7 protein-coding genes are annotated in these 13,402 nt (G+C 64.3%); 2 read left to right on the top strand and 5 right to left on the bottom strand.

Annotation, left to right across the window (positions count from 1 at the left end; genetic code table 11):
* Positions 1-42: 42 nt before the first annotated feature.
* The 5 genes from IAE38_RS17255 to IAE38_RS17235 form a co-directional block, all read right to left on the bottom strand.
* Positions 43-5,526 (bottom strand): hypothetical protein, encoded by a 5,484-nt coding sequence (locus tag IAE38_RS17255; RefSeq protein ID WP_201218416.1) that lies wholly within the window; start codon positions 5,524-5,526, stop codon positions 43-45.
* Positions 5,527-5,607: 81 nt separating this feature from the next.
* Positions 5,608-6,243, bottom strand: a complete 636-nt coding sequence (locus IAE38_RS17250) for a TetR/AcrR family transcriptional regulator (protein WP_201218415.1) — start codon at positions 6,241-6,243, stop codon at positions 5,608-5,610.
* Positions 6,243-7,820 carry a glutamate--cysteine ligase gene (gene gshA, locus IAE38_RS17245; RefSeq protein ID WP_201218414.1) on the bottom strand — a complete coding sequence of 526 codons (1,578 nt, stop codon included), beginning with the start codon at positions 7,818-7,820 and terminating at the stop codon, positions 6,243-6,245. Before gshA ends, IAE38_RS17250 begins: the two co-directional genes overlap by 1 nt.
* A gap of 154 nt (positions 7,821-7,974) precedes the next feature.
* Positions 7,975-8,358, bottom strand: coding sequence for a PaaI family thioesterase (locus IAE38_RS17240; protein ID WP_201218413.1), 384 nt, complete (start codon positions 8,356-8,358; stop codon positions 7,975-7,977).
* The gene (locus tag IAE38_RS17235; protein ID WP_201218412.1) at positions 8,358-10,688 is read right to left on the bottom strand and encodes a Tex family protein; all 2,331 of its coding nucleotides are present in this window, start codon (positions 10,686-10,688) and stop codon (positions 8,358-8,360) included. The genes IAE38_RS17240 and IAE38_RS17235 overlap by 1 nt, the downstream gene beginning before the upstream one ends.
* 215 nt (positions 10,689-10,903) lie before the next feature.
* On the opposite strand from IAE38_RS17235, the gene ompR reads away from it, so the two are divergent.
* Together ompR and IAE38_RS17225 are read left to right on the top strand one after the other, a co-directional pair.
* A complete protein-coding gene (gene ompR, locus IAE38_RS17230) occupies positions 10,904-11,644 on the top strand; it encodes an osmolarity response regulator transcription factor OmpR (RefSeq protein WP_028635354.1) in 741 nt (246 codons plus the stop codon).
* Positions 11,645-11,657: 13 nt separating this feature from the next.
* Positions 11,658-12,971: an ATP-binding protein gene (locus IAE38_RS17225; protein WP_028635353.1), complete on the top strand. Its 1,314-nt coding sequence runs from the start codon at positions 11,658-11,660 to the stop codon at positions 12,969-12,971.
* Positions 12,972-13,402: the final 431 nt, after the last annotated feature.

The following is a 13,402-nucleotide window of genomic DNA, read 5'->3' as shown; positions in this document are numbered from 1 at the left end:
CGGCACCCGGGCTGTCAGGCAGCCCGGGTGATGCGGCATTTGTCAGCCAGCCGGGCGCAGGCTGCCGAACAGCTTGTTGGCCTGGGCCTCAGTCATGGCCGCGCGCCAAGCCCCTTCCCCCAGGTCACGTTCGCTGGCCAGTTTCAGGTGGCCTGCTTCCAGGCGGGTGAAGCCGCTTGCCGGTTTGTGCCGGAAGTGGAAGTGCGCATACCACAGCGGCTGCCCGCTGGTGCGGTCCACTATGCGGTACTCCTCCAGGTATTCCACCGGGTTGCCTTTACGGTCCCGTTTCGGGTTCAGCGTGCGCGACCAGCCAAGCTCCACCTCCTGCTGTTCCACCAGGTATTCCAGGTAAGCCACTGTCGGCTTGCTGCTTGCCTTGCTCTGGGCTATGCGCAGTTGCCGGCCCAGTGCATGCATCTCTGCTGCAGCGGTTTCCAGCTGCTGGGTTAACCCCAGGTGGCTGGCGGTGAACGCAGTACCCGCCTTGCGCCGGATGCTCTCGCCCAGAAATCGCAACTGCTGGGCGTGGCCTTCCGCGATGTCTTCCAGGTCTACCGGGAGGGTTTGCGGTTTCTGGTACTGGTGCAGCCTGGCCCGTTGCTGATCGATGGCATTCAGGCGGGCGCTGGCGGTTTCAAGCAACGAGGGAAGGGGTTGCGTGGGCATCCAGGGCTCTTCAGCTACCTGTTGCCATTGGCCTGTCTCACTTTTGACGTAGACAGTGTGCGCCTGTTCGGAATTGGGCTGGTTGATGCGCATGCGGGTCTGGCCGCGCTCGACGAACGCGTTACCGATCAGCGGGCCTTCCACCGTCTCGAACAGGCGCGGGCGGCTCGCGCCCCGCGGGGGTTGGCCGGTAGAAGGGCGGGGCAAGCTGGCCTTGGCGAGGTTGGCGTCGATCTCGTCGATCATTTCCCGCATGAGGTGGCGAAACGACGAGGTTTCTGCAGGCGCCAGCAAGTCCGTGAAGTTGTCTTCCCAGGCAGTCAGGTGGTTCAGGTAGCGCCCGTAGCGGCTTCTGGCGTGGCTGAGAAACGTGCGCTCCTGGGCGCGGCTGAGGCGCGCTTGCGGCAGCTGTACCTGGCTGTACAGGGTGCTGCGCAGGGCCACCCCCTGTTCATGGAAGTGGGTCATGAAGGCGCCCATGCGCGGGTGCTCCACCGCGCTTGCCTTGAACAGGATCATCGACAGGATCGACGCCCTGACCACGCGGGTGTTGGTCAGGTCCAGCACCAGGCCGGTCTGCTGCACGCGGGCCATGTAGGTGCTCAGGGCATCACCTTGCAAGGTGGTGTGCCGTACCTGATGGCTGGCGGCCAGGCGCTCCGCTTCCACCAGCGTCAGCACCATCTCCTTGCTTGCCGCCAGTGAATTCTGGGTCAGGCGCTTGGCGACCGAGGTGTGTGTGGTAGACCCAGGCAGTGCCTGAATGGCGCTGAACGCCAGCTTGACCTGCTGGGTGGCGAGGGTGAAGCGGTCCGAAACCAGGTGCATGTCCAGCACCGCCATCTCAAGAATGTTTTCTTCGCAAAGGGCCTTGAAGCGTACGTAGTCTGCCCGAGCCAGCGTGGCACGTTGCTCCCGCAGGCGCGCCACTGCTTGCTCGTTGAACGCCATGTTGCCCTGGAGCTCTTCGGCCAGTTGCGTACGTGCATTGACGTAGGCAGCCCGTTGCCCCTCGGTGGGCTGCCTGCCTTCGGCCACAGCCTCCACCGCCGCGCGATAGGCCGCCTGCTTCTGTGCCAGGCGGGGCCGGCTGCGGATTAATTCGTCATTGATGTCGTGGGCCAGTTCCAGGCCGGTAAGGCGCCTGGGCTGGGCGCGCATCGCCATGCGCCAGTAGGCGACGCCACGGTTGTACAGCGAGGTAAGTGCACCGCCGCCCCCGCGCAGGCCGCTGTCCACCAATAGGCCACTGAGGCGGCCAGGCGTTTCCCAGACCCCTCGCTCGCTGAGCCGCACAGGCTGACGATAGCTGCGTATGCCCTGGGGTTTAAGCCGCCAGGTCAGGTGAGCGGCATCCCATTCGACCGCGTACCAGGCCGTGTTGCGGGTGATGTAGGTTTGCTGGGTAGCCGTGTGCTCGAATACCCCGGCGCCCTGGGGAAGGCTGCAACGCACCATCGGGCCGCTGGGCAGGTCGGTTTCGTAGCCGCTGAAGGCACCGAGGGGTGGGAGGGGTGTTCCGCTCACCGGGCGCAGGGGTTGCAGGCGCTGACGTTGCTGGGTCAATAGCCGCGCCGTTATGGCAGGCTTGCCAGTGGCTACAACCAGCGGAGCCATGGTCAGCACTGCGTCGCTGATCGACTGCAGCAGGCTGACGAGGTGCGTCAGGCCGTCTTCCAGGTTGCCTTGTTCGAAAGCGGTGACCGCAGCAGTAGCCGCCTGCCAGCCGTCGTAGAGCGCAAGGCCGGTACCCGCGCCGGGCAATATACCGAGTACCAGCCGCAGCCCCATGAAAAAGTAACGGTCAAAAACCTGCGGCGCAGCGAGGGCCAGGTCGGCCTGGCTGCGAGAGGTGGCGCGATGTTGGCGGATAAGCGCCCCCATGCCCTGGCGGGACTCGTAGGTTGGCAGGCTCGGCGCAAGCGCGATGCCCACGCCGATGAAACCGTTGAAGCCTGCCTGCAGCGCGGCATTGATGTACTGCTCATGCTCATCCGGGTTGCCGGTCAAGGTCTGCTCGGCGAGGTAGCGGGCCATGGCGCTGTCCAAGGCCATGGTCTGCAGCGCTTCGCATGCCGCACTGCTGTCCGGGTACTGGCTGATGGCCTTGCCGTTGGGAGCCTCCGGCATGTAGAGCAGCACAGGGCCCGCCGTACCTTGCACCAGTGCAATGCCGGCCAGCGCGACACTGCTGCTCGAACCGTCGGCCGCCACACCCGGCTTCAACTCCAGCGAGTAGTAGGCAAGAGTTCGGGCTGTGCCTGTAGATATTTGTTCGCTGTAGAGCGTTTCGAGCATGTGCTGGCCGCTGGCATCCAGGCCGGTGGGGCGACTTAGCAGCAGGAGCTTCAGACGATGCTCGTATGGCGCACGCAGGGTTTCCTGGCGCCAGGCCACCTGCCAGGGCGTTTCATGTTCGAAGCCCAGGTAGGCTTGGGCGATGTGTGTTTCGAAGCGGCCGGCCGCATCCAGTTCGGCAATCAGCATGGCAATGCGCGCTGGCGTAAGCCGTTCTGCCAGATAAGGGTTCGCAGGCTCGAACTTTACCGTGGCATTGCCCAGGCGCAGGCGGCGCTGTTCATCCAGCGCCACCATGATGAAGGCTTCGAGGGGCACATCACTGCGCGCCGTGCTGAACATGGGTACGTCCCGCGCCCCCGCCCCACCGGCGGCCGATTGGCCGGTGACCTCTTTGTTCAGGGTGACACTGTCAGCGATGTCGAGGGTGATCTGCCCGGCATCCTGCACACCGAACTCAGTGCGCAAATGGTCCCTCAGCAGTTGGCGGGTAAATTGATCGCGTGGTGGCAGGCTCGACGTGAGCAGGCCGGTAGCGGTGCGCAGTGACGCTTGCAGTGTTTCGATCTGGGCAGCCACTGCGGCGATCTGCTGGGCATCGAGATGGCTTAATCGGGGCAGATTGTGCTGAAAATGGCCGCTACGGTTTTTCTCGGCGAACCGTGCAAAGGCGGTCAACCTGGCGCGATGTTCACTGATGCACAGCCGCTGACGCGCCTGTTCGCGTGAAGTGTCAGCGGGCAGGGAGGCAGCGATGGCGTCAACGCATTGCAGCATGAAGTGCCCATCGACGGGCGGGTGCTCGAATACGAAGGTGGGCGCGTTGCTCAGCCTCGAGTGCAGCGGCACGCCATCGCTGGCGTGGGCGGCCTCCAACAGCGCATCGGGCCATGCGCCGTCCAGGGTAGCCAGCAGGCTGCGTTCAAGTGCCGGTTCGTCAGCGAACGCCAGCAGCCCGCCGCGTTGGCCTGGGCGGTACAGCAGCAGCGTAGGGTCCTGCTTCTGGGCGGGCTCAGCGGGCAGTTCACGTACTGTGATGTAACCGCTCAATACCCAGCGGTGGCCGGCGCTGATCACTGCCAGCGCACGCACCTGTACCGGCCTTTGCAGGCTTGGCTCCGGCCTGTTGACAAGGTGTTCCACCCAGCCAAGGTGTGCAGCCGCCAACTCGCCCAGCGTGTGTTGCAGCCGTGCTTCGGCCAGCACCGCCTGGCATAGCCCCTCTGCAATCTGCGTGCGCCTGGTTTTGTCGCCGGCCTGCTGGTGCAGCACGGCGCTGCTCACGGGCTCAGGCAGTGCGAGCAGGTAGGTGTCCAGCGTGGTTTTCACCAGGTCCTGCGCCGCCTGCTGTTCGCGCAGCTGTGTGACTTTGGCCGAGGTCGGCGCGGTGTCGCCTGCCAGGTAATGCTCCAGCAGCGCCTCCTGCTGTTCGACACGCTGCTGGCGCCAACCGATGGGCAGGTGTTCCTCAAGGCAGGCGAAATGCACCTCTTGCGTGGCCATGGCGGCGTCGTCGGCGCACACCTGGGCGATCCGTGCCGCCAGGTCCTGTGGCAGAGCCTCCGGCACGACGGCGTTTCGCTGGTTCTCCCAGGCTTGCAGGGCTGTCCAGTCCAGTGGGTCCGTGGCACTGGTTAGGCACGCTTGCAGCAGGTGATGGTCGATAAGGCCCTGGTGCTGCGCCAGGGTTTCTGCCATCAGTGCGCTGAAACCGTCGCCGTGCAGCGGCGTGACGATTACATCGTCGCTGCTGCCCTGGTTGATGGGCCATCGCGGGTCCGGCCAGAAGGTGTGGCAGTTCTCGAACACCCAGGTACGCAGGCGCTGCAGGTCACTGAACAGCACAGTGCAGGTTGTGAGCCCTGGAATGTACAACAGCCAGCCGGTTGCTTCTGCTTCAGGCTCTACAACCATCGCCGCAACACTGCTCAGCGTTGGCGCGCCAGCGGGTTGCCATTGCAGTTGAGCGAAACGTGGGGTGGCTTGCCTTGCCGTCAGCCAGGCAGCGGTTGCCAGGTTTCCCAGCCCATAGGCAATGTCCAGGCTGTGCTCGAAATGCTCGCGCAGCAGGGTGCTTGCATGGCTTTGCCGTGAAACGGCAGTACCCGGCATGCGGGCAGCCCAGTAACCGCGGGTGGCCCGCAGCCTGGCGGTGCTTGCCAGCGGCCCCAGGTAACGTACCCAGTCAGCGGCGGTCATCTGGGCGTGATCACTGCCTTCTGCAAAGCCCCACGTTGTCCAGCTGGCAAACGGGTTGGCGAACGTCGGGTTCGCCAGCAGGCGGGCTGCGAATGAAAGCAAGGTGATCTGGTTGGCGCTATCACACAGCCCGCAGTGGGTTGGGTCTATCCCCAATTGAGCCTGCAATGCGTCGAGCAAGGTCTGGCGCAGGCTGGGCGCCTGACCGAACAGGTCTCGCAGCTGCCCGGCGCAGGCGGCCAGGGCCGGCTGTGCAGCGGTGAGCACGTTGCCTTTGCCGGCCAGGTGTTCGGGTACGGCGGCCAGGGCCGAGGCGGGGAACGTCTTGATGTTGCCCGGCTGGGCGTAAGTGGTGGGCATGGGCGATGGTCCCTATGGGGTGGCATGTGGTGCACCCATTGAAAGCATCGCGACGGTTCAGCCGGTGGTAGATGTATGTGCTCAGCTCGCCTTGCGCGGTGGCAGGAACGGCGGCAGGTAGAGGGACATGTAGGCTTCGAACACACGCATGCCTTCTTCGGCCATGCGTGGGGTGATCTGGTCGTACAACTGCATCGACCGGGCATACACCCGGTCGCTCAGCTCCATGGCCAGGGCGAACACCTCTACATCGTCTGGCAGGCTCGGCAACTGGAAGTGCCGGTCGAACAAGCGGTGCATCAGTTCGCCCAGCTCCATGTCGTGCTGGCGGTCGGCCTGTACTACTTCACTGAGCCCATGCTGGGCCAGAATCAACTGACGGGCCGCGGCGTCCTGGTGGTAGATGCCCAGCATGCGCTGTTCGATCAGCCGCGACAGCTGGTGCCAGGTGGTGAATGCGCTGCTGTCGATGGGCGCACTCAGGGCTTCACGGAATGCCCGGTGCACATCGGCGGTAAGCGCTTCGAGCAATGCCGGCACGCTGGCGAAGAAGTGGTACACCGACGAAGGCGGAATGTGCGCACGTTCCGCCACGCTGTAGATCGAGAGTGCAGCAACCCCTTCGCCTGCCAGTAGCTCGCGCGCAGCAGCCAGGATCGCGTCGATCCGGGCCTGGCTGCTGGCGCGGGGCCTGCGTGGGGTGCTGCTGCGGCTCATCAGTTGCTGATCGCCAGGATGCTCGCCTGGTAAGCGCCCACGAACAGGTCGAAGTCACCCACCTCTTGCTGCTCGAGGCGGGACTGCTCTGCCAGCGAGTCGCGGGCCAGGGTTTCGAACGCCTGCTGGCGCTCGACCGGTAGCGGCTGCTCGCGCAGGGTTTCGGCGTGGATGCGGCTTTGCCGCAAGGAAAACGCCACGAAGCTTTCGTCATGCTCGGTCATGCGGGCAAGCACTTGGGCAGACGGCGTGAGGGCCGGGTCTTCGACCTTGGCTTGCTGGGCGTCAAGGGCCTTGGCATGGTCGTCGCCACCGTGCGCCTGGTCCAGCAGGTCGGCCAGTGGGCGAATCTGCTCGATCAGTTCGCTGGCCCAGGTAGCCAGGCTGACCGGCTGGCCATTGTGCTGCAGTTCCAGCCCCGGGCGACGGCCTTCCTTGACCACTTTCAGGAAGTTGCTGGTGCACTGGGTGCACTCGCTGTTGCCCAGTTGTGGGCTGTCATCCAGCGCGCAGAACAGCAGGAAGGCGTCGAGGAAGCGTGCTTCGCTGATGTCGATGCCTATCGGCAGGAACGGGTTGATGTCCAGGCAGCGTACTTCTACGTACTGCACGCCACGCGAGGCCAGCGCCTGGATCGGGCGCTCGCCGGTATAGGTGACGCGTTTTGGGCGAATGTTCGAGTAGTACTCGTTCTCGATCTGCAGAATGTTGGTGTTCAACTGCACCCACTCGCCGTCCACGTGGGTACCGACTTCCACATACGGCGGGTAGGGGGTGCCCACTGCCTTGCGCAGGCTGTCGGTGTAGCTGGCCAGGTTGTTGTAGCAAGGCGTGAGGCCCGCCTGGGCATTGCTCTGGTAACCCAGGTCGCTCATGCGCAGGCTGGTGGCGTAGGGCAGGTACAGGGTATCGGCATCCAGTTCTTCGAGCTGGTGCGGGCGGCCGCGCAAGAAGCCTTTGTCCAGGGCCGGGGAGGCGCCGAACAGGTACATCAGCAGCCAGCTGTAACGGCGGAAATTGCGGATCAGCGCGATGTAGGCCGACGACTGATAGTCGCGCTCGCTTTCACCGCTGCCTTCGGCATCGCGCAACAGCGGCCACAGCGCCTCGGGCAGCGAGAAGTTGTAGTGGATACCGGCAATGCATTGCATGGTGCGCCCGTAGCGCAGGGCCAGGCCCTTGCGGTACACGTGCTTGAGCCTGCCGATGTTGGAGGTGCCGTATTCGGCGATCGGGATGTCTTCCTCGGCCGGCAGCGAGCACGGCATCGACGGGCTCCACAAGTACTCTTCGCCCAGTTTGCTGTAGACGAAGCGGTGGGTTTGCTCGAGGTTTTCCAGGACTTCGGCGGGGTCGGGCAGTGCCGGGGTGATGAACTCCAGCAACGACTCGGAATAATCGGTGGTGATCCGCTCGTTGGTGAGGGCCGAGCCCAGCGCCTCCGGGTGTGGGGTCTGGGCCAGGCGACCTTGGTCGGTCACGCGCAGGCATTCACGCTCAATACCGTGCAGGCACTGCTTGAGCAGGGGAAGATTTGCGCCGAGCAGGCTCAGGCGGCGGTTGAGGAGTTCGCTCAAGATGTATTCCTTCACGCGTCAGTCGCCCCAATATGGGGGTAGAGATAACGGTCTACAAGGGTAGGAAGAAAGGAACTGGCGTTGTCGCCTGGTTTACACGGCCCCAGCAGTGCCAGCGCACTGCTGGAAAATACCGCAGATACTGCTTTGTGAGCTAGATGACGACGAAGGTTCCTTGCGCCTTCGCCACCCGCTTGTCGCCCTGGACTACGTCGGCGTCGACCACCAGGGTGCGCCGCCCGGCGTGCAGCACACGGGCGATGCAGAGCACCTCGCCCTCGCTGACGGCGCGCAGGTAGTTGATCTTGCACTCCAGGGTGACGCTCTGCTGGTCAAAGCCATGGCTGGCCGAGCAGGCCAGGCCCATGGCGATGTCCACCAGGCTGAAAATCGCCCCGCCGTGCAGCTTCTGGCCACGGTTGCGCAAGTGTGGCTCCAGCGCCAGGGCCACTTCGGCAACACCCGCTTCCAGGTGTTGCAGGCGGCAGCCCAGCAGCTGGCTGAAGGCGCTTTCGACATACTCGCGCGGGATGTCCATCACTTCTTCTTCAACTGCTTGGCGTTGGCGAACAGCGCCGCCATGGCGTTGTTGGCCGGGGCAGCGGTTGCCGTTTCGCGCTGGCGCGGGGCCTGCTGCTGGCGGTTGCCGCCATTGCCACGGTTGCCGCCGTTGCCTCGGCCACCTTCAACCTTTTCGCCCGGGGTGTCGCCCATGCGCATGGACAGGCCGACGCGTTTGCGCGGGATATCCACCTCCATGACCTTGACCTTGACCACGTCGCCCGCCTTGACCGCCTCGCGAGGGTCTTTGACGAACTTTTCCGACAGTGCCGAAATATGTACCAGGCCATCCTGGTGCACACCGATGTCAACGAACGCGCCGAAGTTGGTGACGTTGGTCACAACGCCTTCCAGGATCATGCCCGGCTCCAGGTCCTTGAGGTCTTCGACGCCATCCTGGAAGGTGGCGGTCTTGAACTCGGGGCGCGGGTCGCGGCCGGGTTTGTCGAGCTCTTGCAGAATGTCGGTGACGGTCGGCAAGCCGAAGGTTTCGTCGGTGAACTTTTTCGGGTCCAGGCGCTTGAGGAAGCTGCTGTCACCGATCAGCGAGCGGATGTCACGGTCGGTGCCGGCGGCGATGCGTTGCACCAGCGGGTAGGCCTCCGGGTGCACGGCAGAAGCGTCCAGTGGGTTGTCGCCGTTCATGACGCGCAGGAAGCCTGCGGCCTGTTCGAAGGTTTTCTCACCCAGGCGGCTGACCTTTTTCAGCGCCGCGCGGGTCGCGAACGGGCCGTTGGCATCACGGTGGGCAACGATGTTTTGCGCCAGTGTGGCGTTCAGGCCAGAAATGCGCGTCAGCAGGGCCACCGAAGCGGTATTCACATCCACGCCCACGGCGTTCACGCAGTCCTCGACCACGGCGTCCAGGCCACGGGCCAGCTTGATTTGGGACACATCGTGCTGGTACTGGCCGACACCGATGGATTTTGGGTCGATTTTGACCAGTTCGGCCAACGGGTCCTGCAGGCGGCGGGCGATGGAGACAGCGCCACGGATCGACACGTCCAGGTCCGGGAATTCCCGCGCGGCCAGTTCCGACGCCGAGTACACCGAAGCACCGGCCTCGGACACCATCACCTTGGTGATCTTCAGTGCCGGGTACTGCTTGACCAGGTCGGCCACCAGCTTGTCGCTCTCGCGGCTGGCGGTGCCGTTGCCGATCGCGACCAGCTCCACCGAGTGCTTGGCGCACAGGGCGGCCATGACAGACAGGGTGCGGTCCCAGTCGTTCTTCGGCGCGTGCGGGTAGACGGTGGCGTAGTCCAGCAGCTTGCCGGTGGCATCCACCACGGCCAGCTTGCAGCCGGTGCGCAGGCCCGGGTCGAAACCCAGGGTGGCGCGTGGGCCGGCCGGTGCGGCCAGCAGCAGGTCGTGCAGGTTGTGGGCGAAGACATTGATGGCCTCGCCTTCGGCGTTATCGCGCAGTTCGCCGAACAGGTCGGTTTCCAGGTGAGTGTACAGCTTGACCTTCCAGGTCCAGCGCACCACCTCGCCCAGCCACTTGTCTGCCGGGCGGCTGCGGTTCTCGACGCCCACGTGTTCGCCAATCATCAGCTCGCACGGGTGCAGGGTGCCTGGCAGTTCTTCGCCAACCTTGAGCGAGGCGCTGAGCACGCCTTCGTTGCGGCCGCGGAAGATGGCCAGGGCACGGTGCGAGGGGGCGTTGCGCAGCAGTTCGTCATGGGCGAAGTAGTCGCGGAACTTGGCGCCTTCCTCTTCCTTGCCGGGTACTACGCGGGCCGTGAGTACGGCCTCGTGCTTGAGGAAGCTGCGCAGCTTGTCGAGCAGCGCGGCGTCTTCGGCAAAACGCTCCATGAGGATGTACTTGGCGCCTTCCAGCGCAGCCTTGGTGTCGGCCACACCCTTGTCGGCACTGACAAAACGGGCGGCCAGGTCTTCCGGCACCAGCGTCGGGTCGTTGAACAGGCTGTCGGCCAGCTCGCCCAGGCCGGCTTCCAGGGCGATCTGGCCCTTGGTGCGGCGCTTCTGCTTGTACGGCAGGTACAGGTCTTCAAGGCGGGTCTTGGTGTCGGCCAGCTTGATCTCGCGGGCCAGCTCCGGGGTCAGCTTGCCCTGCTCCTCGATGCTGCCAAGAATGCTGGCACGGCGCTCGTCGAGTTCGCGCAGGTAGCGCAGGCGCTCTTCCAGGTGGCGCAGCTGGGTGTCGTCCAGGCTGCCGGTCACCTCTTTACGGTAACGGGCGATGAAGGGCACGGTAGAGCCTTCGTCCAACAGGCCCACGGCCGCCTCGACCTGCTGGGGGCGCACGCCCAGTTCCTCGGCGATACGGCTGTTGATGCTGTCCATGTAAACCACCTGACATTCTTGAATACGGGTCGCCGGTGGGCTTTTCGCCCGGCGGCGCTGGATGAAAGCGGCGCATTATACCCATCGCAAACGGCTTGCGGTGATGGCCCGCCGCCAGCGGGAACTGGCGCCCGGGGAAAAATCTGCTAACAATGCTCACGGCACGCGCTACAACGGCTACGCCATAATGCGCGGCGATACCAGAGGAGTTATTCATGACCGGCACGCCAAACACCGCTGAAGGTGAAAAGATTCTTATCGTCGATGACGATCCGGGGCTCAGCAGCCTGCTGGAACGTTTCTTCACCAGCAAGGGCTACCGCGCCCGTGCGGTGCCGAACACCGAACAGATGGACCGCCTGCTGCAACGCGAGGTGTTCAACCTGGTGGTGCTCGACCTCATGCTGCCTGGCGAGGATGGCTTGTCCGCCTGCCGGCGCCTGCGCCAGCAGAACAACCAGATCCCCATCATCATGCTCACCGCCAAGGGTGACGAACTCAGCCGCATCAAGGGGCTGGAGCTGGGGGCAGACGATTACCTGGGCAAGCCGTTCAACCCCGACGAGCTGATGGCGCGGGTCAAGGCCGTGCTGCGCCGCCAGGCGCCTACCGTGCCGGGTGCGCCGGGCAGCGAAGACGAGTCGGTCACCTTCGGTGACTACGAGCTGTCGCTGGCCACCCGCGAGCTCAAGCGCGGCAACGAAGTGCACATGCTCACCACCGGCGAATTCGCCGTGCTCAAGGCGCTGGTGATGCACGCCCGCGAGCCGCTGACCCGCGACAAGCTGATGAACCTGGCCCGTGGCCGCGAGTGGGATGCGCTTGAACGTTCCATCGACGTGCAGATCTCGCGCCTGCGCCGCATGATTGAGCCCGACCCGTCCAAGCCCCGTTACATCCAGACGGTCTGGGGCGTGGGCTATGTATTCGTACCGGATGGCAATGCCGGCAAATGATGTCACCCACTGAATGAAAACCCCTCTGTGGTTTCCGCAAAGCTTCTTCGCCCGCACGCTGTGGCTGGTCCTGATCGTCGTCCTGTTCTCCAAGGCACTCACCTTGGTCTACCTGTTGATGAACGAGGACGTGCTGGTCGACCGGCAGTACAGCCATGGCGTGGCATTGACCCTGCGCGCCTACTGGGCGGCGGATGAAGAAAACCGCGACCAGATCGCCGAAGCGGCAGGCCTTATCCGGGTGACCGGCTCGGGCGTGCCCGAGGGCGAGCAGCACTGGCCGTACAGCGAAATCTACCAGCGGCAGATGCAGGCCGAGCTGGGCGAAGACACCGAGGTGCGTTTGCGCATTCATGCGCCACCGGCGCTGTGGGTCAACGCCCCCAGCCTGGGGCCTGGCTGGTTGAAAGTGCCGCTGTACCCACACCCGCTGCGCGGCCAGAAAATCTGGAACGTATTGGGCTGGTTCCTGGCCATCGGCCTGTTGTCCACGGCGTCGGCCTGGATTTTCGTGCGCCAGCTCAACCAGCCGCTCAAGCGCCTGGTCTTCGCCGCCCGCCAGCTGGGGCAGGGGCGCAGTGTGCGTTTGCCCATCAGCGACACGCCCAGCGAAATGGCCGAGGTGTACAAGGCGTTCAACCAGATGGCAGAGGACGTGGAGCAGGCCGGGCGCGAGCGTGAGTTGATGCTGGCCGGGGTTTCCCACGACCTGCGCACGCCGCTGACACGCTTGCGTTTGTCGCTGTCATTGCTCGACAGCGACAACGACCTGAGTGACGACATGGTCCGCGACATCGAAGACATGGACGCCATTCTCGATCAGTTCCTGGCGTTCATCCGCGACGGCCGCGATGAGCCCCTGGAAGAAATCGACCTGGGCGCGCTGGTGCGTGAGGTGGTGGCGCCGTACAACCAGCCGCAGGAGCGGGTGCGTCTGTGCCTGGAGCCCATTCCGCCGTTCCCGGTACGCCGGGTGTCGCTCAAGCGCATGCTGGGCAACCTGATCGGCAACGCCCTGCACCATGCCGGCAAGGGGGTCGAGGTGGCCGCCTATGTGTCGGGTGACGAGAGCGCACCCTATGTGGTGCTGAGCGTATTGGACCGCGGGGCGGGGATCGACGAATCGGAACTGGAGACCATCTTCAACCCGTTCATTCGGGGTGACCGGGCGCGCGGTGGCAAAGGCACCGGGCTGGGGCTGGCGATCGTCAAGCGGATCGCGGCGCAGCATGGTGGGAATGTGGAGCTGCGCAATCGGTCCGGTGGTGGGATCGAGGCGCGGGTAAGGCTGCCGCTGGGGTTGCTGTTACCGCGTAATGCTGTGTGAGGCCTTCCGGCCTCTTCGCGGCTAAAGCCGCTCCCACAGGTACTGCACAAACCTGAAGGCTGCGGTAATCCTGTAGGAGCGGCTTTAGCCGCGAAGAGGCCGGTACAGGCTTGCATCAACCTTTACCTTTGGTCCGGGTCTGATTCGGGCCGCCATTCTTCTCCAGATGCTCGATGATCATGCCGGCCACGTTCTCCCACAGGTACTGCACAAACCTGAAGGCTGCGGTAATCCTGTGGGAGCGGCTTCAGCCGCGAAGAGGCCGGTAAAGGCTTGCATCAACCTTTACCTTTGGTCCGGGTCTGATTCGGGCCGCCATTCTTCTCCAGATGCTCGATGATCATGCCGGCCACGTTCTCCCACAGGTACTGCACAAACCTGAAGGCTGCGGTAATCCTGTGGGAGCGGCTTCAGCCGCGAAGAGGCCGGTA

Origin of the sequence: Pseudomonas sp. S32, assembly GCF_016648095.1 — a bacterium.
Classification (GTDB): Bacteria; Pseudomonadota; Gammaproteobacteria; order Pseudomonadales; family Pseudomonadaceae; genus Aquipseudomonas; species Aquipseudomonas parafulva.
This window is presented reverse-complemented; position numbering and strand designations above follow the sequence as displayed.

Excerpts from the sequence above, each read along its gene's own strand:
- IAE38_RS17240 (WP_201218413.1), bottom strand. The coding sequence starts at position 8,358 with ATGGACATCCCGCGCGAGTATGTCGAAAGCGCCTTCAGCCAGCTGCTG.
- IAE38_RS17225 (WP_028635353.1), top strand. The coding sequence starts at position 11,658 with ATGAAAACCCCTCTGTGGTTTCCGCAAAGCTTCTTCGCCCGCACGCTG.
- ompR (WP_028635354.1), top strand. The coding sequence starts at position 10,904 with ATGACCGGCACGCCAAACACCGCTGAAGGTGAAAAGATTCTTATCGTC.
- IAE38_RS17235 (WP_201218412.1), bottom strand. The coding sequence starts at position 10,688 with ATGGACAGCATCAACAGCCGTATCGCCGAGGAACTGGGCGTGCGCCCC.
- IAE38_RS17255 (WP_201218416.1), bottom strand. The coding sequence starts at position 5,526 with ATGCCCACCACTTACGCCCAGCCGGGCAACATCAAGACGTTCCCCGCC.
- IAE38_RS17250 (WP_201218415.1), bottom strand. The coding sequence starts at position 6,243 with ATGAGCCGCAGCAGCACCCCACGCAGGCCCCGCGCCAGCAGCCAGGCC.